A 23808-nucleotide genomic window follows, 5' to 3' on the forward strand; every position below is an offset into this window, starting at 1 on the left:
GTGATTCCACGCACGCCCGACAATCTTCGGCGACTCTGGTCGCCGGTCTGGGTGGGTTTCGTGGGCATCCTGCTGGCCGGGATCTTCGCGCTGCTTGACAGCAGTGTGTTCGGTCTGGAGCTGCGCACGCTGGACCTGCGCTTCCAGCTGCGCGGGCCGCTCTCGCTGGAGCACAGCCCGGTTGTCATCGTGCAGGTGGACAATCGCACCTACAAGGATCTGGACGCGCGCTGGCCCTTCTCGCGGGCCTGGCATGCCCGCCTGCTGCGCAACCTGCGGGCCGCCGGCGCGCGCACCGTGATCTTTGACATCATGTTCACCGAAAGTGCCTCCGAGGACCCCGAAGGCGACCTGGAGCTGGCGGCCGCCCTGGCCGAAGCCGACGACACGATCCTGAGTGGCGAGATGATCACCGAGAGCGCACGCGGTGGCACACGTTACACGCGCGTGGATCCTCCCCTGCCGATCCTGCTTGCCGGTGGCACCGACTGGGGCCTGGTGGACGACATCAAGGACCGCGACCGGATCAACCGCCGCTACAATCTCTACCAGCCCAAGGACGAGCTGCTGCCGACCATCGGCACGCGCTTGATCATGAAGCTGGAAGGCGTGGATCACCTCTCGGAGCCCGAAGGCAAGGAACTGGTGATCGGCAGTTGCCGGATTCCCCTCTCCCGCGACCTGAAGAACATCATGCGGATCAACTACTACGGTCCCACGGGCAGTTTTCCCACCTATCGCTTCTCCAGCATCCTCGATGACGCCGACTTCGATCTGGCCGACCCGGACATGGACACCGACTACATGGAAATGATGAAGAACCCCGAGCTCTTCGCGGCCTTCTTCGGCGACGACGCGGTGAATCCATTCAAGGACAAGCTGGTGCTGGTGGGCGTGTCCGCCGACGATCTGCACGACAACAAGATGACCCCCTGGTACGGGTATGGCGATTCGGCCCACGAGATGCCCGGGGTGGAAACCCACGCCCACGCCATCCAGACCATGCTCGATCGTTCCTTCATCACGCGCAGCAGCGCGAACCAGGACCGCCTGCTGGTCGCCCTGGCCGGGCTGGCCGGCGGACTGGCCATTCTCTGGCTGGGGCCGCTGCCCTCGCTGCTGGTGCTGCTGGTGCTGGCGGCGGCCTGGGCATTCACCTGTCTCAAGGCCTTCACTGGATTCAACCACTGGTTGCCCCTGCTTGCGCCTCTGGTGGCGCTGGCCGGAGCCTGGACCGCCGGCGTGCTCCAGCAGTTTCTGCGGGCCCGCCGCGAGCGCCAGGAAGTACGGGCGATCTTCTCGCGCTACGTGTCACGCGCGGTGGTCAACGAGGTGCTCAAGGACCCCTCGAAGATCGCCCTGGGCGGTCAGGAGCGCGAGATCACGGCCCTGTTCTCCGACATCGCGGGTTTCACCACCATTTCCGAAAGCCTGACGCCCACCGCGCTGCAGGAGCTGCTGAACGAGTACCTGAGCGAGATGACCGACCGGGTCTTCGAGAATCAGGGCATTCTGGACAAGTACATCGGCGACGCCATCGTGGCCGAGTTCGGTGCGCCGCTGCCCAGCGAGAGTCACGCGCTGCAGGCCGTGTCCACGGCGGTGGCCATGCAGGAGCGGCTCGAGGAGCTGCGGGCCGGCTGGGCCGAGCGCGGCTTCCCGCCCGTGCGGGCCCGCGTGGGCATCAACACGGGCGTGATGGCGGTGGGCAACTTCGGCAGCCGCGAGATCTACGACTACACGGCCATCGGCGACAACATGAACCTGGCGGCGCGCCTCGAAGGGGCCAACAAGTTCTATGGGTCGTGGATCATGACCAGCGAGGCCACCTGGAAACAGCTGGGTGGGGCATTCGTCGGACGCGCCCTGGATGTGATTCGCGTGAAGGGCAAGGAAGAGGGCGTGGCTGTGTACGAGATCATCACGGCGGTGGGCAGCGCCAGAGCCCCCGAGGCCCTCGCCAGGGTGGAGGCCTGGGACCGGGCCCGCGCACTGATGCTGGCCCGGAACTACGCCGCCGCCGAAGCGGCCTTCGCCGCCGTGCTTGAACGCTGGCCCGATGACGCCCCCTCGCGCGTGATGCGCGCCCGCTGCACCGACTGGGTGCTGTCCCCACCGCCGGCCGACTGGGACGGGGTCACCGCCTTCGAGGAAAAATGAGCGAGGCCGCGACCCGATCCCTGCGCGGTCTGCCTGTGCGCCTGCTGTCCCGCCTGATTCTGGCCCTGCCCTGGAGAGCGTTGCCGCCGCTTGCCCGCTGCATCGGCTGGCTCTGGACGTATCTGATTCCCGTGAGACGCTCCCTGATGCGGCGCAATCTGGACCTGGCCTTTCCTGACATGGACGCCGCCTGGCGCCGTTCCGTGATTCGCGAGTGCTGTACCCAGTTCGCGCTTACCGGTCTGGAACTGTTCTGGCTGCCCCGCATGGACCGGGCCTGGGTGGACCGCCATGTGCGCTTTCTGGATCCCGAACTGCCCCGCCGTCTGCTGGAGCAGGGCAAAGGGCTGGTCTGCGTGGGCGGACACTACGGCAACTGGGAAGTGATGGGCGCCGCCACCAGCCTCAGTGGCCTGCCGCTGTCCTACATCGTCAAGCGGGTGGCCGATCCGGAGTTCGACCGGTTGGTCAACGACTCCCGCCGCAGCGCGGGGGTGGAAATCATCTACACGCGCGAAGCCGGCCGTCTGGTGCTCAAGCACTTGCGTCGCAATCGCCTGGTGGCCTTCCTCTCCGACCAGGACGCCCGCAGCCGCGGGATCTTCGTGAACTTCATGGGCCAGCCGGCCTCCACGCCCCAGGGAGCCGCGGTCTATGCCCTGCGCCTGGGCACACCCATGCTCTTCGTCAACGACCGGCGGCTGGCCAATGGGCACCACGAGATCGAATTCAGCCAGATCCCGGTGGACCCGGACTGGACCCTGTGCGACGAGCACGTGCAGGCCCTGACCCAGCGCTTCACCACCCTGCTGGAGGAGCGCGTGCGGGCCCACCCGGCCCAGTGGTTCTGGATGCATCGTCGCTGGAAGACACAACCTGTACCCCCGGAGCACGGACGATGAGAGTGGCGGTGATCCACACGGCCTTCCTGGGCGACGTGATCCTGCTGACGCCCCTGCTGGATGCCCTTCACGAGCGCCTGGGAGCCAGCGACGTGGCCCTGCTGACCACCGCCCTGGCCGCCCCACTCTTCCGTGATGACCCGCGCGTGAGCCTGCTGCTGCCCTACGACAAACGGGGGGCGGACAAGGGTTTGGCCGGGATCTGGCGGCTGGGCATGCGTCTGCGCGATTTCCGCCCCGACCTGCTGATTTCGGCCCACCGCAGCCTGCGCAGTGCGCTGCTGGCCCGTCTGTCCGGGGCGCCCCGGCGCATCGGCTACCGCAGTGCCACCGGCCGCTGGTTGTACACCGAGACCGTGACCGACGACCGCAGCCTCCACGAGTGCCGCCGCATCCTGGCGCTGCTGGGCATGGATCACGACGCGCTGCCCACATTGCACGATGATCGGGCCGAGCGGACCCGAGTCCGCCAGCTGCTCAGGGAGCGGGGGCTGCGCTGGCCGGTGGCGCTGGCGCCCGGCTCGGTCTGGGCCACCAAGCAATGGCCCCCCCATCATTTCCGCAGTCTGGCCCGGTCCCTTGTAGAACGGGGAGTGCCCGTGGTCCTGCTGGGTGGCCCCGGGGAACGCGAGCTTTGCGCGGGCATTGCCGCGGAACTGCCCGACTGCCACTCTCTCGCGGGCGAACTGGGGCTGCGCGAGAGTTTCCAGTTACTCAGGCGTTGTTGCGCGGCGGTGGTGAATGACAGCGCGCCCCTGCACCTGTCGCAGGCCGCTGGCGTGCCCACCTTCGCGCTCTTCGGGTCCACTGTCACCGCATTCGGATTCGGTCCCAGGGGCCCGCGCGACCGGGTGCTGGAACTGCCGCTGGATTGCCGACCCTGCGGGCGCCATGGCCATCGACGCTGCCCGCTGGGCACCCTGGCCTGCCTGGAAACTCTGGCACCACAGCTCGTGCTGGAGGCCCTGGCATCGGAATTGACCCTGCGCAACGCTCGCCTGCTGGATCTGGATCAAGAGGAATGACACCCGGCAGTGCCATCTGTACCTGCTGTGGGGGAGGTCGGGCATGATCGTGACCCTGCTGAGCGATTTCGGACTGGACTCCTCGTATGTGGGGCAGATGAAACTGGCCCTGCTCGAGGGGTGTCCCGGGCTGGAGCTGGTCGAGATCAGCCATCTCTGCCCGCCCCAGGACGTGCGCGCGGCGGCCTTCCTGATCTACAGCGCGATCAAGGACCTGCCGCGCAGACCGCGTCTGCACGTCTGCGTCGTGGATCCGGGAGTGGGCAGTCCACGCGGCGTGCTGGCGCTGAAAGCTCTGGGCCAGTGGTTTCTGGCACCGGACAACGGGTTGCTGTCGTACATCGTCCAGCTCGATCCGGCCTGCGAGGGCTGGCTGCTGCCCGCGGCACCGCCGGGGGCCAGCCGCACCTTCCACGGACGCGATCATTTCGTGCCGTTGGCGCTGCACCTGCTGGCACACGATTCCGTGCCCACCCAGAGCCGGGTCGTGCAGCCAAAGCCCGTGTTCAGCCGGGAACCGGAGCGGACACGCGCAGGCTTCCGGGCACGCTGGTTGTTCACCGACGGGTTCGGCAACCGGATCAGCGCCCTGCGCCGCGAGCACCTTGAGGGCACGGATCCGCGGAGTTGTCGGTTCCAGTGTGGCCAAAGCTCCGTCGGCTGGGTTGACGTGTACAGTCAGGCCGAACCCGGGGGGCTTTGCGTACTGGAAGGCAGCTCGGGTCACATCGAACTGGCCATTCGAGATGGCGCGGCCGCCGCGCGGGTGAGCCCGGACAGCGTCCTGTCCTGCGAGCTGCCCTGAGCGCGGAGGCAGCAGCGCCCATGGACGTGCAACGAAACACATTCAGACACAGGATACAGCCATGAGTGAGCACGATCCCCGCAACCCGTCGCATCCCCGCCCCGAAACGATGATGCTGGGGCACGGCTACGACCCCTTCCTTTCCGAGGGCTCGGTGAAGCCCCCGGTCTTCCTGACCAGCACCTTCGTGTTCCGGCGTGCCGAGGACGGCAAGCGCTTCTTCGAACTGGCCTACGGGCTGAAGGAGAAGGACCCCGGTGAAGTGCCGGGGCTGATCTACAGCCGCATCAACAATCCGGATCTGGAGATTCTCGAGAACCGGCTGGCGGTCTGGGAACGCGCGGAGAAGGCGCTGGTCTTCGCCAGCGGCATGGCGGCCATTTCCTCCACGGTGCTGGCCCATCTGGTACCCGGCGAGCAGGTCATCGCCACCACCCCGGTCTACGGCGGCACCCACTATTTCATGAGCAAGATGCTGCCGCGCTGGGGCATGGGCGTGCACTGGATCCACGCGGGCTCCAATTTCTGCGATGAGCTTGAGGCCAGCCTGGCGGCATCGGAAGGCAAGGCCCGCCTGGTCTATCTTGAGACACCGGCCAACCCGGTGAACCTGATGACGGACCTCAAGCGCTGCGTCGAGATCTGCGCCCGTTACGGCACCCCCGAGCGTCGTGTGCTGCTGGTTGTGGACAATACCTTCCTAGGGCCCGTGTTCCAGCAGCCCCTGCTGATGGGTGTCGACATCTCGCTGTACAGCGCCACCAAGTTCATCGGCGGACACAGCGATGTGGTGGCCGGGGCGGTCCTGGGGCGCGAGGAGCTGGTCAAGCCTGTGGCCGAAATGCGCAACATCCTGGGCAACATGGCCTCGCCCTTCGACTGCTGGCTGCTGATGCGCAGTCTTGAAACCGTGGGCATCCGCATGCGCCAGCAGCAGACCAATGCCCGGGCCGTGGTACGCATGCTCAAGAGCCACGAGGCGGTGCGCGCCGTGTATTACCCGGGTGAACTGGACGAGGAGCAGGACCGCATCTGGCGCGAACAGTGCAGCGGCAGTGGCTCGCTGATCGCCTTCGATGTGGTCGGCGGCGAAGCCGAAGCCTTCCGGGTGCTCAACGCCGTGAAGCATGCCAAGCTGGCCGTGAGCCTGGGCGGTACGGAAAGTCTGATCGAGCATCCGGCCACCATGACCCATTGCGACATGAGCCCCGAGGACATGGACGTGGCGGGCATCACGCCCTCGATGATCCGCCTGAGCGTGGGCATCGAACATGTGGACGATCTGGTCTTTGACCTGAGCCAGGCTCTGGACTCATTGCTCTAGGGACTGGCGAGTGTGTGGCAGCCATTGCCCGCGCTCGAAAGGACACCCGCATGGATCACCTGAACGAGCTGCTGGCCAGCCGGTCACATTCGCGAAGCGACATCGCCTATCTGCTGGGCCTGTCCTGCCCGGACGCCGCCCTCAGTCTGGAAAGCGCGGCGCTGAAGAGCACGTTGGCCCGCATGGGCCCGGGAGTCAGCACACGTGGGCTGATCGAGTTCAGCAACCTCTGCACCTGCAATTGTCTCTACTGCGGCATCCGGCGTGCCAATCAGGGCGTGCAGCGCTACTGGCTGGATGAAGACGAGGTGCTCGAGAACGCCCTCTGGTGCGCCGAGGCGGGCTACGGCTCGGTCGTGCTGCAGGCCGGTGAGCGCCGGGACCCCGCGTTCATAGACTACCTGACACGCTGCGTGACGCGCATCCGCAAGGAAAGCGTGAGCGCCACGCTGCCCCAGGGCCTGGGCATCACGCTCTCGGTGGGCGAACAGAGTCCAGAGACCTACCAGCGCTGGTTCGATGCCGGAGCACACCGCTACCTGCTGCGCATCGAAAGTGCCAACCCGCGCCTCTTTTCCGCGATTCACCCTCCCGAGCAGCAATGGTCCCGGCGTGTGCGCTGTCTTGAAAGCCTGAAGGCCATTGGCTGGCAGCTGGGCACGGGGGTGCTGATCGGACTGCCCGGCCAGACCCTGGACGATCTGGCCGGTGACATCCTCTTCTTTCGCGAGCTGGACTGCGACATGATCGGGATGGGCCCCTGGCTGGCCACGCCCGACACGCCCATGCAAGGTCAGGACCGCCTGAGCCGCGCCGAGCTGCTGCGCCGTGCCCTGAACATGATCGCCGTGACACGCCTGCTGCTGCCCGATGTCAACATCGCCTCCACCACCGCCCTCGAGGCCCTCTCGCCCCGGGGCCGCGAACTGGGCCTGCGCGCCGGGGCCAACGTGATCATGCCCAATGTCACCTCACCACGCGTGCGCGCCCTGTACCAGCTCTACCCCGACAAGCCCGGCCTGAATCAGGACCGCGGCGAGAGCCGCGCCTCGCTGGAAGCCCTGCTGGCCTCCTGCGGCCGCGAGCCCCGCTGGAACCAATGGGGCGACTCCCTGCACGCGCGCCGCCATTGATCCAATGTGTCCTCCGACGCAAGCGGAGCCAAGCCATGTCACTCCAGCGCAGGCGGAGCAAAGACCAGATCATTCCTTCGCAGGCGAAGCAAAGACCAGGTCATTCCCGCGCAAGCGGGAATCCCAATGTGTTGCACCGCACACAATCTTGCTGACGCACCCCTCGCACCCGCCCATGGATTCCCCACAGTCAAGTATGTGTGATGCCCCGTTCGGGTCAGTCGGGGGTGGATGTGATGAGGGATTGAGTCCTCCGGAGTTCGGTGTGCGATGCAGCCCATGGAGCCAACCATGCGGGTTGCCTGCTGCTAATCCCTCTGGAGCCAATGGGCGACTCGCTGCATACCCACGACCATTGATCAAAGGTGACAGTCACGTGCCAGCGGGGATCCATTGCATGGCGCCCCGGTAGCTACAGGGCATACTCTCATCCTCCCGTGTCCCGCGCACCCGCCCGTGGATTCCCCACGGGCTAGTATGTGTGATGCCCCGTTCGGGGCTTGGCTGTGGACAGAGTGTGGTTTTGGGTTGTCGGATGCAGAAGTGAAGTGTTGTTCGATTGTCATCCCGTCTTGACCATCAGCATGTATGATCAAGTATCGGGCAAGCCAGGAAGAATTGATCGCGAATCAATGGAGCCCCGGACGTGTGACCGGGGAAGGCCGATCAAGGAGAAGGAACTTCCGGCAAGGGTGTATGGACCAAGCCCGGAAGTCAGTGGATGACTTTCAGAAATCCCGCTTCTGAAAGGCACGCCCGGCCAGCCACAGCGGAACCAGGACCCAGAGCAGCAGGCTCAGGCTGGCCAGGGCGGTGCCCAGGGGGCCGCTGAAGAACTGCTGGAACACGGCGCCGGTGTAGCCCATCATCGCGCCCAGTTCGAAGTGCAGCAGCACCAGTACACGGGCCAGATCAATGGGGTTCAGCAGGCAGAGTACCAGCACGGGCCCTTCCATGGGCCAGTCGGAGAAGAGGTAGGCCAGCATGAGCACCAGGCCGTCCCAGGCCACGGCCAGCAGCAGCCAGAGCACGATGGCCAGGCCCAGCCCGCGCAGGCGGTTGCCGATGCGCACCGCAATCAGGAAGGCCAGCGCACAGAAGACGACACACAGCCCCACGCCCGCTCCCAGAAACAGCAGCAGCGCCGCGGGACGCACACCGCCGCTCATCAGCAGGGCAGGCAGACAGCCCAGCAGCCAGGCCAGGGCCAGGGGCAGGCTGAGCCCCGTGTACAGGCCCAGGAACAGGGTGTGCCGTTTCACGGGCTGGGCCAGCAGCAGTTCAATGAAGGTGCGGGCCTGGTAGAGGTAACTGGCCCCGAAGACCAGACTCACCAGCGGCACCAGGGCCAGGCTGAGGCTGAGCAGGCTCAGCAGCACCTTGTCGGCGTTGCCCCCCAGCTGGGCCATCATCCAGCCCGCCGCCAGAAAGAACAGCCCGAAGCCGTAGACGATGCGGCTGCGCAGGCCGTCACGCAGGGCCGCGCGCAGCACCAGCCAGCCCGCGCTCATGCCGTCACCGCGCGCATCAGCGAGGCGACCGCGCGCTCCAGCCGGGATTCGCCCGTGCGCTCGAGCAGGTCCTGCAGTGACCCGGTGTAACACACGCGGCCCTCGAGCAGAAAGATGATGTGGTCGGCCAGTTCCTGCAGGTCGGCCAGCACATGGGAACTGATCAGCACAGTACGACCGGCCTGTCGGTCCAGCAGCAGACGGTCCTTGAGCCGGCTGCTGGCCAGCGGATCCAGCCCGGCCGTGGGTTCGTCCAGCACCAGCAACGGAGCCTGCGTGCGCCAGGCCAGTTCGGCCCCCACCCGTTGCAGGGTGCCGCCGGACAGGCCGCGCAACTTGCGTGCGCCCAGGGCATTCAGATCGAACAGCGGTGTGCTGTCGAAGCCACCCATGGAGGACAAGTCCGTGTCACGGGTGGCCGCCGCACGCACTCCCGCGATCAGTTCGAGCACTTCCGCCACACTCAGGTTGTCGGGGTAGCGGGGCAATTGGGGCATGTAGCCGATCCGCAGTCGCTGGGCGGGGGCGCCCGTCAAGGGCTGGCCCTGCAGCAGAATCTGGCCGCTGTCGGGGCGCACCAGCCCCAGCAGGCACTTCATCAGCGTGGTCTTGCCCGAGCCATTGGGACCCACGAGGGCGCTGGTCCGCCCCGCGGGAATGTGTGCCGTCACGCCCTTGAGGGCCTGGATGCGGCCGAAGGACTTGACGATGTTCTCGATCTGGATCACGGCTGCAGCTCCATTCTGGGGCTTTCATCCTGCAGGGTGATGGGGGTCAGCAGGGGAAAGGCGCGTTCGGCTCCGTCCAGCAGGTCCACGAACAGGCTGCGCAGCAGAATCAGCGCGGGGCCCTGGTCCTGGACCACATGCGAGAACACGCTGACCGGGCGGAAACCCACATCTCCAAAGCCGTCGCGATCCAGGTCGTAGCCCCGGTAGCGATCCCAGCGGTTGCCGCGGAAGGTGCTGTAGTTCTGGCGGCCATTGGTGGCCACGTCGAAGGAATTGGCCAGGAACAGGTTGTTCTCGTAGACCCCCTCGGTCGAGTTGGACATCAGGCGCAGGGCCCAGCCGTTGCGTACGAACCGATTGCCGTGGGCCTGCAGCCGGTTGCTGGCTTCCACATGCAACCCGGTGGTATTGGCCTCGAAGAGGTTGTCTTCCAGCCTGCTGTCGGTGATTTCCTTCAGCAGCACGCCACAGGAAGCGGGGCCCCAGTTGGCGCTGAAGGTGTTGCGGCTCATGTCCACGGCGTGGGAGTACATCACGGCCACTCCGGCGCCGTTGGCGCTGAAGGTGTTGTCCAGGTAGCGGCAGGAGTCGCTGAACATGAAGTGCAGGCCGTAGCGCAGGTTGTGCAGGCCTTCGTTGTGCTCGATGGTGGCCTGGCGCACGAACTCCAGGTAAATGCCGTCGCGATGACCGCGGATCGTGTTGCCCGCGATGAAGGGCGCGCGGCAGTGCCAGAGATGGATTCCATTTCCCGACAGGGTCTCGCTGGTGAAGTGGGCCCCGATCCGGTTGCCCGTGAGCCGCGCCCCCGTGCAGCGTGCCAGATAGATGCCGAAGAAGGCCTGTTCCAGCACGCAGTCGTGAATCTGAAGTCCGGTGCAGTTCTCGGCCAGAATCGCCGCGTAGTCCGAGCGGTAACTGGCGGTCGTGTTGCGCAGGGTCAGGCCCACAATCCGCACAGAGTCGGCGTGCACCAGCAGCAGGTGCCCCCCACCGCTGCCGTCGAGCACCGCTCCGCGCTCGGCCAGCAGGCTCAGGCGGCAGGACACACGCACACTGTCTTCGAGGTAGATGCCCGCGGCCACGCGCACCGTATCACCGGGCTGGGCCTGGGCTGTGGTGGTCCCCAGCCCACGCGCGGGGCTGGCCAGCAGAACCCGGGCCCACAGGTTGTGGGGGGCCAGCAAGCAGGCCAGCAGCAGGCAGAGAGGCAGGCAGAGAGGCAGGCAGGAGAGCGGGCGTGTCATGTTCAGGGCAGCTTCCAGCTGGTGCGCACCAGGTCCTGCAGCTGGGGCCAGTCCAGCAGGTCGCCCCCGTATTCCTGCTGCAGGGCGCGGGCTTCGCTGTGATCGGCGCAGCCGCTCAGGCCCAGACCCATCGGGCTGGGCAACCCGGCACTCTTGAGGAAGACCGTGGTTTCGGCGGAAACCAGCTCTTCAGGGCGCCGATAGTGTGTCACCAGCGTCGCGCGCGCCTCCTGTGCGTCCAGCGGGTTCACCACCACCCAGGCAGCCAGGCATTCGGCAGAATCGAAGACCAGTACCTTGCCCCGGCGTGTCACCAGTTCGCTGCCATAGCGGGCGTCCACAACGAACATCCGGCAGCGCGCGCAGGCGTCCTGGCCATAGGCGATGGGCCGTGGTCCGCCGCCACAACCGGGCAGGAGTCCCGAGGCCAGCAGAATTGCCACCGCACTTCCCGCAGCACGTCCGCCTGAGCCGCGTCCGGAACGCGGCCGTGTGCTCCACAGTACTCCTGCCGCCAGCAACACGCTCAGCAGCACGGCCATTCCGCCCACTCCGGGCAGTGAGGTGGTGCGCATGTTCAGCAATTGGCGTGTGCCCAGCAGAGGTGGCTGGTAGCTCATTCCGGGCACCTGAATGGCGGCGTGGGGGTCCAGATTGTGTCCGTAGTCATACTCCCATCTGTAGAAGTCCACCAGCCCGGCCAGACATCCGGCCAGCAGCAGGGCCAACCAGGCTTTCAGCAGCCAGCGGCGGCCCAGAAATGCCACCAGCAGACCCAGGAGCGTGAAGCCCACGATGGCCACGGGCAGGATCTTCAGCTCGGGAATGCTGTCGGGCTCGATGCGCTGCATGCCGATGTAATGGTTCAGCCCGTTGATGTTGTGCAGGTCCTGGGGTTTCTGCCCCGTGATCTGCCAGGCCCAGATCTTCAGGCCGATGCCTTCGGGGTATTGGGGTGCCGCCAGCGAAATGGTCCAGAGGGGAAAGGCCAGAGCCAGCAGCAGCATCAGTGAGGCCAGCAGTTGCAGCAGGCGTGCACGGGAATTCATGACATCTCCAGCAGCAAGGGCGGAGCGGCCCGAGCCGCTCCGCCACCATGGAATCAGTCGCCCAGGCTCCAGGAAAGCTCCGTGGTGGAGCCAACCGGTGAGACGCGCGCATAGCCCTGCATCTCCTGATGCAGTGCCGAACAGAAATCGGTGCAGTAGAAGGGAATCACCCCGGCCTGGGTGGGCTCCCAGCGCAGGGTGCGTGTCTCACCGGGCATGATCAGCAGCTCGGCGTTGCGCGCACCCATCACGGCGAATCCGTGGGGCACGTCCCAGTCCTGCTCGAGGTTGGTCACATGAAACAGCACCGTATCGCCCACGCGAATGCCCTCGATGTTGTCGGGAGCGAAATGCGAGCGCGCCGAGGTCATGTAGACATGCACCTCGTTGCCCTTGCGTTCCACCCGGGCGTCCTTCTCGGAGCGGGTGACGAAGGGGCTGGCGTTGTCCTCGATCTTGAAGAACCGCACCGACCTGGGTGCAAGGATCGAGGCGGGAATCGCCTGCGCGTAGTGCGGCTCGCCGATGGTGGGGAAGTCCAGCAGCAGTTTCATCTTGTCGCCCGTGATGTCAATCAGCTGGGCCGACTGCGAGAGCTCGGGGCCGGTGGGCAGGTAGCGGTCCTTGGTGATCTTGTTCAGGGCCACCACATACTTGCCCCAGGGTTTCATGCTGTCGCCACCCGGCACGCAGAGATGCCCGATTGAATAGTAGGTGGGAATGCGGTCCACCACGGTCTGGGTGCTGACCTTCCACTTGACGATCTCGGAGCTGATGAAGGACGAGGTGTAGGCGAAGCCCTTGTCGTCAAACTCGGTGTGCAGGGGGCCCAGGCCGGGATCCTTGACCTCGCCGGCCAGCACCGCGTCGTAGCGCAGCACGGGGATGCCGTTGACATCGCCATCGAAGGCCCTGTCTTCAATGGCCTTGAGCATCTTGCTGAAGGAGTGCACGGGAATCACGGCGGCCAGCTTGCCGCCCGCGGCGATGTACTCGCCCGTGGGGTCCACATCCACACCGTGGGGCGACTTGGGGGTGGGCAGGTAGTAGATCATCTCGGGGCAGTCCGCGGGGTCCAGCACCTTCACGCTGGTACGCTCTTCGGAGACGCCGGCGCGCGTGTGCTCGTCCATGTGGTTGTCCATGTAGCTCACGGCCATCTCGCGGGCCTTGCCCTGGGCCACATACTGCTCGGCCAGTTTCCAGTTCACGGCCGCGATGTAGTCCTTGTCGTTGCGCGAGGCGTTCACTTCCAGCAGCGAATTGGCCTGTTCACTGTTGTAGCAGGTGAAGAAGGACCAGCCGTGGCTGGGGCCCTTGCCCGAGTGCGACAGGTCGTAGTTCAACCCGGGCACCAGAATCTGGAAGGCGATGTCCATGTCGCCATTCTCCGGATCCACTTTCACATAGGTCAGGGTGCCCTTGAACTTTTCCTTGTAGCTCTTGATCGCCACATCTTCCTGGGGAATGGGCACGCTGAAGCGCGTGGATGCCACCACATACTCCGAGTTCATGGTGGTGAAGGGCGAGCCGTGGTTGCCCGAAGAGTTGGGAATCTCGATGATTTCGTCGGTCTCGAAAGTGGCCAGGTTGATGCGTGCGATGCGCGGTGTGTTGTTGCCATTGATGAACAGCCACTTGCCATCGGGCACACCCGCCGTCTGCGAGAACTCGGGGTGATGGCTGTCATCCCAGGGCACGAATCCGTGGGAGGTGTTGAACATGGGCAGGGTTTCTTCCGCGTAGCCCCAACCCTTCTCCGGGTACTGCGAGAACACGGCGATGTCCTTGAGGTGCCGTCCCGACGGAATGCCGTACACCGTGACATTGCCGCTGAAACCGCCCGAGCAGAAGAGATACATCTCGTCGTGGGTGCCGGGAGCCACATAGACGCGGCTGGCCGCATCGCCGCTGCCCATCATGCCACCATCCGGTTGGGATTGACCGCACGACTGCAGCAGCAGCCCGGCCGCGCCCAGTCCCATCGCCAGCGGCAGAAGCCGGCCGGCCGTGATCAGCTGTTTCATTCGTCCTCCGTGCATTGTGTGTCAGTTCGCCTTGGCCTGGGCCGCTTCATGGGGGGAGCGGATGTATTCCAGCACCGCGCGGGCTTCATCCTGGGTGAGATTCTGCTGGGCCATGGGGGCCAGATACTCGGCCAGCAGTTTTTTCGCTTCCGGATGGCGCTGCACCATCTCGGTCGGGTTGAGAATCATGTTCATCACATACCTCGGTGTGCGCCGGGTCAGGATCTGGTTCAGATCGGGTCCAATGAATCGTTCGCCCATCCGGTGGCACGAGAGACATTTCATGTCAAAGATCTGTTGCCCGCTGGCCGCCAGTTCCGCATTCAGCGGGCCCAGTTCGGGGGCCGTCTTCGCGGGGCCGATGCCGTTTTCCAGCTCGTCGGCGCTCAGTCCGCCCTCCGCGGTGCTGGCCACGGCCCCGCCCGCTGTGCCGTCGGGGGATTTGTCACCGCAGCCCTGGCTGAACAGCAGGGCCGCCAGCAGCGGAATCAACAACAGTCTTGCCGCGGCACCTTGAGTCGACCGGCGCACGGGCGCGCAAGGCTCTCGTCCGTCGCTCTGTGTTTGCTGGATCATCGTGGTCACACCTCACTCCTTCGGTTTGACTTCTGGCACCCGGGGCTGGAGCCACAAGGAGCTTTGAAAAAGGACCTGGAGGGTCCGCTATGATTCAATTGGACGGGGGCAGAATCACCCGGTCCACCACATGCACCATGCCGTTGGCGGCCTTCACCGAACCCAGGATGCGCGCCTTGTCCAGCCAGACCTGGCCCTCCTTCAGGCTCACGGTGGCTCGCGTGCCGTCCACCATGCCCAGCTGCTCGCCATCCTTGAGCATCTCAATGGTGTAGGCCGAGGTGGTGACATGGTGATACAGAATCGTCTTCAGCTGGCCCTGGTTCTCCGGCTTCAGCAGAGTTTCCAGGGTGCCCGCAGGCAAGTCCTGGAAGGCCTGGTTCACCGGTGCGAAAACCGTGAAGGGGCCAGCATTGGACAGGGCGTCCACCAGTTGCGCGGCCTGGACGGCCGCCACCAGAGTCGTGTGATCCGGCGATGCAATGGCGATCTGCACGATGTTGGGGTCAGACAGATCATCCTGCACGCCCGATTGCCCCACCGCCGGGGTCGACGCGGTTCCGGATGGCACATCCGGAGCCTTGCCGCAACCGACCAGCAGAACAACCAGGCAGGCGAGTCCCAGTTTCAGTTTCATTCTCACTCCCGCGTTTGCCTTTTCCCGGCAGGCGGTTCCGTGAAGGAGACACCATCCGGGTATTGATGCGGCGGCCGGCCGACCGGTCGCTCTTGCGCTTCTGAGCCCTGCTGAAATCAACGACCGAAAAGAAACCAGATTGGTCCTGTTTCAACCTTGACATTGAGCAAGTCGGACGATCGGGCACGACAGACTCCTGGGCTGAAGCTGAGATTCGGTGGCGCTGTGAGGATGGAGAGGGACTTACATGCAGCGGTTCGCGTACCCGGCAGCCTTGAGCGGCGCTCCGGGGCGCTTCGCGGTGACATCCGTGGTGCGGCTGCACGCGAAGCAGGTCAGATTGGAGTGGAGGGCGGTTTCGGCGCGGTACGGCACAGCCTCGTATGGTCAGGCAAGGCAAACGTCAGGTCACGCGAGGCCGGGCGGGATCATTCGGGGAGCCAGTTCACCGTAGGCCTGGCTGGCCCTTGCCACCGACAGCAAGTGGCCCGTTGGTCCATTGGCGATGACGCTGCGGGCTTGAGAGCAAGCCGGGGCCCCAGACCATCAAGGACACGCTGCACGCATGGCTCATGTCCGTCAGGAATTCTTCCCGGGCGAATCGTGCTGTGTGCCACTGCCGCCCTCGCGAACTCCCAGCACCTCACGGACCTTGGCACCCAGCTGCTGGCGCGAGAACGGTTTGGGCAGAAACTCGATGCCCGGTTTGAGCACGCCCCGGTGGGCCACCACATTGGCCGTGTAACCGGACATGTACACCAGGCTGATGTCCGGATTGGACTCGAGAATCCGGGAGCCCAGCTCGGGACCGGTCATTCCGGGCATGATCACATCGGTCAGCATCAGATGTATCGGCCCCTGGTAGCGGCCCACCAGCTCCAGCGCTTCCTGGGGGCTGGCGACCGGCAGCACATGATAGCCCAGGGATTCCAGCATGCGGGTCGTGATGGACAGAATGCTTTCCTCGTCTTCGACCAGCAGGATGGTCTCGTAGCCCTGGGTGGGTTCCTTGTGTCCTTCGGCCAGGTTTTCGGGCTGGCTGCCCTGGGCGTCCAGAGTCAGGTAGATCCGGAAACTGCTGCCCTGCCCGGGTTCGCTGTATACATTGATGAAGCCCTGGTTCTGCTTCACGATGCCGTAGACGGTGGCCAGCCCCAGGCCCGTGCCCTGCCCCAGGGCCTTGGTGGAAAAGAAGGGTTCGAAGATCCGGTCCACCACGGTGCGTTCCATGCCCGCCCCGGTGTCGCTCACCGTCAGGCGCACGAACTGCCCCGGCAGGAATCCCATGTTCACCCGGCAGTAGGCTTCATCCAGATGGACGGTGCTCACTTCGATGGTGATGCGCCCCACGCTGGCGATGGCATCCCGCGCGTTGATGCAGAGATTGCTCAGGATCTGTTCGACCTGCACCGGATCCATGCAGACCAGTGCGGGCTCGGCCGCCGGGCACCATTCGAGTTCGATGTCTTCGCCGATCACCCGGCCCAGCAGGGGCAGGAATTCCTGGATCTGCTGGCTCACATCGAAGGTGCGGGGCGCCACGGTCTGCTTGCGCGCGAAACCCAGCAACTGGCGGGTAAGATCGGCCGAGCGCATCGAGGCCTGCTGGATCGCCGTCAGGTCCGCGTGAATCGGATCATCGGGGTGCACCTGTTCCAGTGCAAGTTCCACATGGCCCAGGATCACGCCCAGCATATTGTTGAAGTCGTGTGCCACTCCACCGGCCAGCAGACCGACGGCTTCCAGTTTCTGGGACTGCATCAGCTGGTGTTCCATCGCCAGCAGGGTGTCTTCGGACTGTTTGCGCTCGGAGATGTCCAGGGACATGATGAACACGCCCTCGGGCACCGGCGTCATCCGCAGTTCGAACCAGCCCGTGTTGCCATCGGGGTAGGTGAACAGATTTTCCATCGACGTGGGCACACGCTCTTCGAGAGTTCGGCGGATCAGGGCGAACAGTTCGGTGCTCTCGATGCCCGGCCACATGTCCTGGAAACGCTGGCCCAGCAGCTCGCCGGGCTCACGCCGACTGTGGACCTGCGCGGTGGGATTCAGATAGAGATAGCGCCACTCATGGTCCAGGATCTGACATCCTTCGAGCATGTACTCCAGAATGCCAGGATGGAAACCGTCAGGGCTGTCGGGTCGAGGAGAGGATTTCATGAGCGGCTCCCTGTGCGGAGGCTGGATCGCAGGCGAATCCGCAGGGCACTCCTGCGCGATGTCCCGCGTGCGAGGCTCGCATGTGTCCGGTCACTGCAGCCGGTTTGCTCGTCGTGGGGGATGTCAGGATGCTGTCAAGAGGCTGCGCGAACGGCGAGCAATATGCTCCTGTTGCGGGTATCGGTCAAGCTGGTCCTTCGCTGCGCGAAATTCAGCTGGCAGGTCATTTGCGGAAGAAGATCAGCTCCTGAAGCTCGGGGTCGGTTTCCAGGTTCCGTTCGGGCTCCCCGCGGCTCTCGAGCTCGCGGGCCAGGTTCTCAGCTTCGTGCAGATAGCGAGCGTAGAGGTCGGCGCGCAGGGCCGGGGCCAGTGATTGACAGCGCGCGCCCGTACTGGCAAGCGCCGCGTCCAGGCTGAAGGCATCCAGACACGAAGACTCGCGTTCGTGCGACCAGCAGGCCCTCTTCAGGTCGAAGTGATACACGTGCAGGAAGCGCCAGCCCTCGCGCGCGATGAAGCGCACGGCCTGGATGATGAAGTCCGCTTCCACGTCGTCCATCGCGAAGTGAAAGCCGATGCGGCACCAGCCCGGTTTGACTCCGTAATACCCGGCCTTGACCCAGCGCCGGTAGCGTTGGCTGGTCTCGTCGCTGATGCCCAGCAGATGGTGACCGTAAGGGCCGGCACATGAGCAGCCAGCGCGCGACTGGATGCCGAAGAGATCGTTCAGCAGCACCGTGACCAGCTTGGGGTGCAGGTAGCCGCCCCAGGGGTCGCGCAGATTGAAGGAGACGATCGCCACCCGGCGTGCCGGATCGGGATTGCCCAGGATCTCGATCGCAGGTTCGGCCTGCCAGATGCTGAAGGCCCGGCCGAGCAGTTCCTGTTCACGCGCTTCGATGCTCTCGGTTCCCAGCCGGTCCTTGATCATGAAGGCCAGGGCGGCTTTCAGGGTCTGCAAGACTCCCGGCGTGCCGGCCTTTTCCCGTTCCTCGATGTTGCAGACGAAGTCGTGGGACACCGTGCCCACATAGTCCACCGTGCCACCGCCGGCCACCGTGGGTCCCAGTTCGCTGTCGTACAGGGCTTCATTGAAGACCAGCACGCCGCTGGAGCCGGGGCCGCCGAGGAACTTGTGGGGGGAGATGAACACCGCGTCCAGCGCCGCCTCCGGACGCCCCGCGGGATTCATGTCAATGGACACGTAGGGCGCGCAGGCGGCGTAGTCGAAGCAGGCCAGTGCATCGTGGCGGTGCAACAGCTCGGCCAGCGCGTGCACGGGGCTGAGCATGCCCGTGACGTTCGAGGCGGCGGAGAAGGAACCGATCTTCATGCGACCCTGCCAGCGCGGATCACGGAGCTGGCTCTCGAGCACGGCCAGGTCGATGCCGCCCTCGGCATCCAGCGGGATCGGGACGACCTGGGCCAGATTCTGACGCCAGGTGATCTCGTTGCTGTGATGCTCGTAGGGGCCGATGAACACCACCGGAGCCGTGTCCTGCAGATGGGCTTGAGCCCGCTCGTCCATGCTCCGCAGGACACGGTCGCGGGTGGCCGGCGGCAGGGCCACGCCCAGAATCTGCTGCAGCTTGTCAATGGCCGCCGTGCTGCCCGCGCCGCAGGCGATCAGCTGCCCCCTGGGACCGGCGTTCACCGAGCGCTTGATTTCCTGCTCGGCCCGGTGCAGCAGACGGGTCATGCTGCGCCCGGTCACGTCATCTTCGGTGTGGGTGTTGGCGTAGATCCGCTGCAGCTCCAGCAGATAGCGTTCCACGAAACCCAGGCAGCGCCCGCTGGCCGTGTAGTCGCAGTACACCATCAGTCGGTTGCCGAAGGGCGTCTCGAAGGTGGCGTCGGCACCCACGATCTGGTCGCGCAGGGTGGCGAAGTCCAGGGGGGGCAGTGTGCTCTCGACCGGGTTCATCGGCGTGTCCTTCCTCCGGGCGACTGCATGCACGGACGCCCGCTGATTCTCAGTGTGTTTCAGCCTTGCTGTCCCGGACCGCCAGAACCAGGCCGTGCTTGTTCCAGCTGATCTCGCAGCGTGTGCGGCCTGCCAGGAATTCGCGCAGTGGGTGTCCGATGAACTCGGCGCGCCAGCCCTTGAGCAGGCTCGAGTCGGCACCGTCTTCTCCGGTCTTCCTGGAACCCAGATCGCGACTGTAGGCCAGCATGTCCTGGCGGCTGTAGCACAGCGCGGGCGAGACCTGCTGCCCCAGGCAGAAACACTGGGCCAGCGCCAGCAGGTTGTCCACTTCCTGGCGCTCGCGAGCCTTTTCTTCCAGACGATTGTTCGCGGGCTTGCGGCTGGTGCGGTCGTCGCGCCCGGCCACCAGGGCCTGCACCAGCTGCTCGCCCAGCTCGCGGGCCAGCGAGCGCGGCAGCACCGGGCTCTGCTGGAGTTCGGCCACTGTGTACACGGGGCGGCGGGCCAGATCCAGCAGGGTTTCGTCGCGAATCACCGAACGCGGGGGCAGATTGGCCTCCCGCGCGATGCCTTCGCGCAGCAACGCCAGATGTTTCACGGCAATGTACAGCGAGGGTTTCAGGTTGCCCGCGCCGCGCACCTTGAGGGTGATGTCGTCGTCGGAGGTGCGGTGCAGGTCTTCGCGGCAGAGAGTCTCACACTCGGATTCAAGCCAGGTCGAGCGTCCCAGCGCGTCAAGTTTCGCCTGCATCAAGGCGTGCATCGCGGGCAGAAAACGCACATCATTGGCGGCGTAGAACACCTGCACTTCGTCCAGCGGGCGGCAGCTCCAGTCGGTGAAGGCCGGCCCCTTGGAAATGTCGGCGCCCAGCATTTCGGCCACCAGCTTGTTCAGGGCCAGCGGCCAGGGCAGTCCGATCAGTCCGGCGGCGATCTGGGTGTCAAAGATCCGCGCCGGGCGCTTGCCCAGCAGGCGCATCACGGGTTCCAGATCCTGCTGGCCCGCGTGCACCAGCTTGAGCACACCGGGATCGGCCACCAGTTCCCAGAAGGGGGTCACATCCAGCTCACCCAGCGGATCAATCAGGGCGATGCGTTCCGGCGTGGCCACCTGGATCAGGCAGAGCCGCGGCCAGTAGCTGAGCTCGCTGATGAATTCGGTGTCAAAGGCGAAGACGCCGGTCGCGCGCAGGTGCGCCAGAATCTCCTCGAGGGCTGCCGCGTCCTGGATCCACTCGGGGCGTCCGGAGGGCACCAGCGAGTGGCCGTCCAGATGGCTCACGTTGGGCAGGTTCTCTTCGCTCATCACAGCGTTGTGCTGACGCTGGCGGCGGCGTTCGAGATGCGCCACCAGGCGGGGTTGACGTGCGGGGCGGCTCATGCGGCTCGTGTCCGGTAGCTGTGGGTGCGATGCAACTCAGGTCCTTTCCGGGGTTCTGGCCCCTGGCCGGCGTCGTGGTCGACTCAACCAGCCGCTGCGCGGAATCAGTCGCGCCAGTGTTCGTGTGCGCAGGATGCGCCGACGGGCGGTCTGCCAGTCTTCGCGGCCCTCCACGGGAAACTCCTCGTAGCCCAGGCAGCGATTCGCCTCGCGCAGTTTGTCGGCAAACCCTCCCGGCAGATCCTCGGCGTGGTGCGTGACCATGGGGCCTTCGGGAAAACAGCGGAAGCGGCCTCCCCACTGGTTCCAGAAACGGCGCAACAGGCTGGGGATGTGCACGGGCATCAGTTCGTCAAGCGGCAGCCAGCGCAGTCCCAGATCTTCCAGGGCGTTGGCCACATGGCATTCGGCGTGAGTGCGAAAATCCAGAATCCCGGGGTGGGCGCGCAGCACTTCGCTGCGTACCAGGGCCAGGTCCAGAGCCAGACTCCGCCAGCGGTCCTGCCAGAGGGCCGAAGCCCAGACCGCTTCTTCCGTCCGCAGGCGCTCAATATAGGTTCGCAGCAGGCGATCGGAGAAGAGCCAGGTGTCCGCCTCGATCAGCAGGGTAAAGGGGCAATGGGCGGGAATCCTGGGCAGCGCCGCCTGCAGCAGCTGGGCGTTGCCGCCGATGTGGCCCGCGTTGTGTTCCAGCTCCAGCAGGTCCTCGACCTGTGCCCGCACGGAATCGGGAACCCGGTGTCCGGCGGCGGCGCCATTGCTCACCACCAGCCGATGCACGGGCAGGGTCCAGTGACGCCCGATGATGTTCACCAGGGTCTCCAGATCCTGCATGCGGTCGTGCACCCGAATCACCACACACAGAGTCACGCGCCGCCTCCCAGCCCGCGCATCCAGCGGGACAGTCGGCTGCCCAGGCGACCTTCCTTTTCCGACAGGCGCTGGCACTCCAGCTCATGCAGCCAGTCCAGCAGGACTTCGGGGTGCCGGGCGAACAGACCCGCGTGCCGACAGCGGATCCGGTGATACACCTCGGCTTCCTGCAGGCGCTTTGCTCGCCTGCTCTTCGAGTTTCTGGCCTTCTCGTGCTTGCGGTACTGGAACAGGCACGGGTCCAGTCGCAGCACACGACGCTCCAGCTCGAGCAGGCTCAGCCAGAAATCATAGTCCTCGCGCAGCAGCAGGTCTTCGCAGTATCCGCCCACCCGTTCCCAGTCGGCGCGCCGGTAGACGGCCGAGGCGAAGATCTGGTTGCCGCGCAGCATGCCGGGCAGGCTGAAGTCGGGCAGGTGCCAGGGGCCGGACTTGCGGCCGAAGAACTCGGCATGGCAGTACACGATGCCCAGCTCCGGGTCACGGTCCAGCGCCTGCACGGCCAGTTCGGCGTAGTCCGGGCAGAGCCGGTCGTCGGCGTCCAGGGGCAGAATGTACTGGCCGCGCGCCGCGCGGATGCCCGCGTTGCGTGCCACGGAACAGCCGCGATTGGGCTGGCGCAGCACGGTGGTGCGCTCGCGCTGGAAGCTGTCCAGAATGCGTCGTGTGTCCAGATCGCTGGAGCCGTCGTCCACCACGATCACTTCCAGCTCGGCCAGAGTCTGTGCCAGAGCCGATTCCACGGCTTCGGCCAGAAACGGCCCGTGGTTGAAACACGGCACCACCACACTCAGGCGCGGGACGGGCTGGCCGGAATCGCTCATGCCTTCCTCGCGGGAAAGGGTATGAACCCGTCTCTGGCCAGGGCCTCCACTCGGCTCCAGACCGCGTCCACCTCGATCTCGGCCAGGGTGTCAACCGCTTCGCAGGGGCCCTGTGTGGGCAGTGCGCGCGAGGCGGAGGCCGTTGCCACCCAGCGCTGTCGTGGGTCGTCCGGGCGGGTCCAGGATTCCGGGTGCACATGGCCGTAGACCGTCACGCTGGGTACCCCGGACAGGGCCGCCAGATGTTTGGGCCCCCCGTCGTTGCCCGCGAAGAGCGCGCAGCGTGCCAGGATTTCCTTGAGTGTGCCGAAGTCGGGCATGGGGTAGTCCACCAGGGCCTCGTGTGTCATGCGGGCGGCAATGGCCCGGGCAGCCTCCTGCTCACCGGGACCGTACACCAGAAAGGGCTGGTAGCCCACTTCAGCCAGTCGGTCGCCCAGTACGGCCAGTTTCTCCGGGGGCCACACCTTGTAGGATCGGCGACTGACTCCGAACAGGGCAGCGACCGGGGCATGGAAGCGCTCGCGCGCGAATTGCTCGGCCGCCAGCCGCGATTCTTCCAGCACCGGAAACTCAAGTTGCAGATCCTCAAGATCCACGCGGGAATCCTGGAGCAGCTTCAGTTTGTCCAGCGCGCTGTAGTCCGTGTTGCGACGATCGTATGGCCGGGTATAGAGCAGGTTGCGCAGGACATCCCGGGCGAAACCCAGCCTCACGCGTGCACCACTCAGCCAGGCCAGCAGCGCGGTCGAGGGCAGTCCCTGACAGTCCACCACCAGATCGTAGCGCTGGGCGCGCAGCTCGCGCACCAGATCCAGCCAGCCGGCCAGACCTTCCTTGCGCGGCAGCAGGCGCAGCGCCGAGACCCGGGGATTGTGCCCCAGCACCAGGCTTCCGGATGGCTCGCAGAGCACATCCAGACTGGCCTCCGGATGCAGGGCCTGAAGGGCGCGCAGGGCGGGGGTGATCATCAGCAGGTCGCCCAGCTGGCGCAACTGGATCACCAGAATCCGCTTCACGACCGGTGCGTTGGATCCCATGCGCTCTCAGTCCCCGCCGAGGGTGGACCCACCGGGTTCGGTCGCCCCGGGAGCCCGATAGTCCACGTATTGCTTCTCTTCCACCAAGCTGCTGCCGAAGTGGGTGTTCAAGCGCTGCTTCAACGCGGCACGTTCATCGTTCGTGTAATACACGGCCCGGGCCAGCGCGATGAATTCCATGCCGAAATCCTGACGGGTTTCCAGCACGCGCAGTTCGTCTTCCACCTTCCAGAGCCGGCCATTGACCTGGTCCAGTGCCGTTTCCAGCTCGGGGTGGCGCAGTCCGCGCGTGTCGGCCACCGTCTGCAGGGCGTCGTGCTCGCGCTGCACGTTGTCACGCTTGGGGCCGGGGCTGAAGTTCTTCAGCTTGATCCGCAGGATCGAGAGCTTGTCCAGCAGCTCACCAATGGATACGGGGACTTCGACGATCAAGGTTTTTCCTTTCGAGTACGTCATTTCTACATAATGGCGTG

Annotated in this window: 20 protein-coding genes; 6 read left to right on the plus strand and 14 right to left on the minus strand. The window is 65.4% G+C overall.

The window, feature by feature from the left end:
• The 6 genes from H6678_05505 (at position 1) to hydE (ending at position 7349) form a co-directional block, all read left to right on the plus strand.
• On the plus strand, positions 1-2160 hold the full coding sequence (locus H6678_05505) for an adenylate/guanylate cyclase domain-containing protein (GenBank protein MCB9473249.1): 2160 nt from the start codon (positions 1-3) through the stop codon (positions 2158-2160).
• Positions 2157-3062, plus strand: coding sequence for a lysophospholipid acyltransferase family protein (locus tag H6678_05510; GenBank protein MCB9473250.1), 906 nt, complete (start codon positions 2157-2159; stop codon positions 3060-3062). Before H6678_05505 ends, H6678_05510 begins: the two co-directional genes overlap by 4 nt.
• Entirely contained in the window at positions 3059-4087 is a 1029-nt protein-coding gene (locus tag H6678_05515) for a glycosyltransferase family 9 protein (GenBank protein MCB9473251.1), read from the plus strand. Before H6678_05510 ends, H6678_05515 begins: the two co-directional genes overlap by 4 nt.
• Positions 4088-4130: 43 nt before the next feature.
• On the plus strand, positions 4131-4892 hold the full coding sequence (locus H6678_05520; protein MCB9473252.1) for an SAM-dependent chlorinase/fluorinase: 762 nt from the start codon (positions 4131-4133) through the stop codon (positions 4890-4892).
• Between the two features lie 61 nt (positions 4893-4953).
• On the plus strand, positions 4954-6216 hold the full coding sequence (locus tag H6678_05525; protein MCB9473253.1) for a cystathionine gamma-synthase family protein: 1263 nt from the start codon (positions 4954-4956) through the stop codon (positions 6214-6216).
• A gap of 50 nt (positions 6217-6266) precedes the next feature.
• Positions 6267-7349: a [FeFe] hydrogenase H-cluster radical SAM maturase HydE gene (gene hydE, locus H6678_05530; protein MCB9473254.1), complete on the plus strand. Its 1083-nt coding sequence runs from the start codon at positions 6267-6269 to the stop codon at positions 7347-7349.
• Between the two features lie 728 nt (positions 7350-8077).
• On the opposite strand, the gene H6678_05535 is transcribed toward hydE, so the two are convergent.
• From H6678_05535 to H6678_05600, 14 genes are all read right to left on the minus strand, one after another.
• The gene (locus tag H6678_05535; protein MCB9473255.1) at positions 8078-8860 is read right to left on the minus strand and encodes an ABC transporter permease subunit; all 783 of its coding nucleotides are present in this window, start codon (positions 8858-8860) and stop codon (positions 8078-8080) included.
• Positions 8857-9588 (minus strand): ABC transporter ATP-binding protein, encoded by a 732-nt coding sequence (locus tag H6678_05540; GenBank protein ID MCB9473256.1) that lies wholly within the window; start codon positions 9586-9588, stop codon positions 8857-8859. The genes H6678_05535 and H6678_05540 overlap by 4 nt, the downstream gene beginning before the upstream one ends.
• Entirely contained in the window at positions 9585-10838 is a 1254-nt protein-coding gene (gene nosD, locus H6678_05545; protein MCB9473257.1) for a nitrous oxide reductase family maturation protein NosD, read from the minus strand. The genes H6678_05540 and nosD overlap by 4 nt, the downstream gene beginning before the upstream one ends.
• A gap of 2 nt (positions 10839-10840) precedes the next feature.
• Positions 10841-11887: a nitrous oxide reductase accessory protein NosL gene (locus tag H6678_05550; GenBank protein ID MCB9473258.1), complete on the minus strand. Its 1047-nt coding sequence runs from the start codon at positions 11885-11887 to the stop codon at positions 10841-10843.
• Between the two features lie 53 nt (positions 11888-11940).
• Complete coding sequence (gene nosZ, locus H6678_05555) at positions 11941-13872, minus strand: Sec-dependent nitrous-oxide reductase (protein ID MCB9473259.1); 1932 nt, start codon at positions 13870-13872, stop codon at positions 11941-11943.
• A 63-nt stretch (positions 13873-13935) separates the two neighbouring features.
• On the minus strand, positions 13936-14490 hold the full coding sequence (locus tag H6678_05560) for a cytochrome c (protein MCB9473260.1): 555 nt from the start codon (positions 14488-14490) through the stop codon (positions 13936-13938).
• A 94-nt stretch (positions 14491-14584) separates the two neighbouring features.
• Complete coding sequence (locus H6678_05565) at positions 14585-15127, minus strand: fasciclin domain-containing protein (protein MCB9473261.1); 543 nt, start codon at positions 15125-15127, stop codon at positions 14585-14587.
• A 579-nt stretch (positions 15128-15706) separates the two neighbouring features.
• Positions 15707-17290: a response regulator gene (locus H6678_05570; protein MCB9473262.1), complete on the minus strand. Its 1584-nt coding sequence runs from the start codon at positions 17288-17290 to the stop codon at positions 15707-15709.
• A gap of 223 nt (positions 17291-17513) precedes the next feature.
• Positions 17514-19214, minus strand: coding sequence for an aminotransferase class V-fold PLP-dependent enzyme (locus H6678_05575; GenBank protein MCB9473263.1), 1701 nt, complete (start codon positions 19212-19214; stop codon positions 17514-17516).
• Positions 19215-19263: 49 nt separating this feature from the next.
• A complete protein-coding gene (locus tag H6678_05580; GenBank protein MCB9473264.1) occupies positions 19264-20598 on the minus strand; it encodes an HRDC domain-containing protein in 1335 nt (444 codons plus the stop codon).
• Between the two features lie 36 nt (positions 20599-20634).
• Complete coding sequence (locus H6678_05585) at positions 20635-21468, minus strand: hypothetical protein (protein ID MCB9473265.1); 834 nt, start codon at positions 21466-21468, stop codon at positions 20635-20637.
• Positions 21465-22295, minus strand: a complete 831-nt coding sequence (locus H6678_05590; protein MCB9473266.1) for a glycosyltransferase family 2 protein — start codon at positions 22293-22295, stop codon at positions 21465-21467. The genes H6678_05585 and H6678_05590 overlap by 4 nt, the downstream gene beginning before the upstream one ends.
• The gene (locus H6678_05595) at positions 22292-23335 is read right to left on the minus strand and encodes a glycosyltransferase family 9 protein (GenBank protein ID MCB9473267.1); all 1044 of its coding nucleotides are present in this window, start codon (positions 23333-23335) and stop codon (positions 22292-22294) included. Before H6678_05595 ends, H6678_05590 begins: the two co-directional genes overlap by 4 nt.
• A 6-nt stretch (positions 23336-23341) precedes the next feature.
• Positions 23342-23791, minus strand: coding sequence for a hypothetical protein (locus tag H6678_05600; GenBank protein ID MCB9473268.1), 450 nt, complete (start codon positions 23789-23791; stop codon positions 23342-23344).
• Between the last annotated feature and the right edge of the window lie 17 nt (positions 23792-23808).

The organism is Candidatus Delongbacteria bacterium, from assembly GCA_020634015.1.
GTDB lineage: Bacteria > CAIWAD01 > CAIWAD01 > CAIWAD01 > CAIWAD01 > JACKCN01.

What these genes read in the sequence shown, in the direction of transcription:
- H6678_05525 (MCB9473253.1), top strand. Translation starts at nt 4,954, where the DNA reads ATGAGTGAGCACGATCCCCGCAACCCGTCGCATCCCCGCCCCGAAACG.
- H6678_05535 (MCB9473255.1), bottom strand. Translation starts at nt 8,860, where the DNA reads ATGAGCGCGGGCTGGCTGGTGCTGCGCGCGGCCCTGCGTGACGGCCTG.
- H6678_05575 (MCB9473263.1), bottom strand. Translation starts at nt 19,214, where the DNA reads ATGAACCCGGTCGAGAGCACACTGCCCCCCCTGGACTTCGCCACCCTG.
- H6678_05595 (MCB9473267.1), bottom strand. Translation starts at nt 23,335, where the DNA reads ATGGGATCCAACGCACCGGTCGTGAAGCGGATTCTGGTGATCCAGTTG.
- H6678_05570 (MCB9473262.1), bottom strand. Translation starts at nt 17,290, where the DNA reads ATGAAATCCTCTCCTCGACCCGACAGCCCTGACGGTTTCCATCCTGGC.
- H6678_05600 (MCB9473268.1), bottom strand. Translation starts at nt 23,791, where the DNA reads ATGACGTACTCGAAAGGAAAAACCTTGATCGTCGAAGTCCCCGTATCC.
- nosZ (MCB9473259.1), bottom strand. Translation starts at nt 13,872, where the DNA reads ATGGGACTGGGCGCGGCCGGGCTGCTGCTGCAGTCGTGCGGTCAATCC.
- hydE (MCB9473254.1), top strand. Translation starts at nt 6,267, where the DNA reads ATGGATCACCTGAACGAGCTGCTGGCCAGCCGGTCACATTCGCGAAGC.
- H6678_05565 (MCB9473261.1), bottom strand. Translation starts at nt 15,127, where the DNA reads ATGAAACTGAAACTGGGACTCGCCTGCCTGGTTGTTCTGCTGGTCGGT.
- nosD (MCB9473257.1), bottom strand. Translation starts at nt 10,838, where the DNA reads ATGACACGCCCGCTCTCCTGCCTGCCTCTCTGCCTGCCTCTCTGCCTG.
- H6678_05560 (MCB9473260.1), bottom strand. Translation starts at nt 14,490, where the DNA reads ATGATCCAGCAAACACAGAGCGACGGACGAGAGCCTTGCGCGCCCGTG.
- H6678_05520 (MCB9473252.1), top strand. Translation starts at nt 4,131, where the DNA reads ATGATCGTGACCCTGCTGAGCGATTTCGGACTGGACTCCTCGTATGTG.
- H6678_05510 (MCB9473250.1), top strand. Translation starts at nt 2,157, where the DNA reads ATGAGCGAGGCCGCGACCCGATCCCTGCGCGGTCTGCCTGTGCGCCTG.
- H6678_05515 (MCB9473251.1), top strand. Translation starts at nt 3,059, where the DNA reads ATGAGAGTGGCGGTGATCCACACGGCCTTCCTGGGCGACGTGATCCTG.
- H6678_05550 (MCB9473258.1), bottom strand. Translation starts at nt 11,887, where the DNA reads ATGAATTCCCGTGCACGCCTGCTGCAACTGCTGGCCTCACTGATGCTG.
- H6678_05590 (MCB9473266.1), bottom strand. Translation starts at nt 22,295, where the DNA reads ATGAGCGATTCCGGCCAGCCCGTCCCGCGCCTGAGTGTGGTGGTGCCG.
- H6678_05580 (MCB9473264.1), bottom strand. Translation starts at nt 20,598, where the DNA reads ATGAGCCGCCCCGCACGTCAACCCCGCCTGGTGGCGCATCTCGAACGC.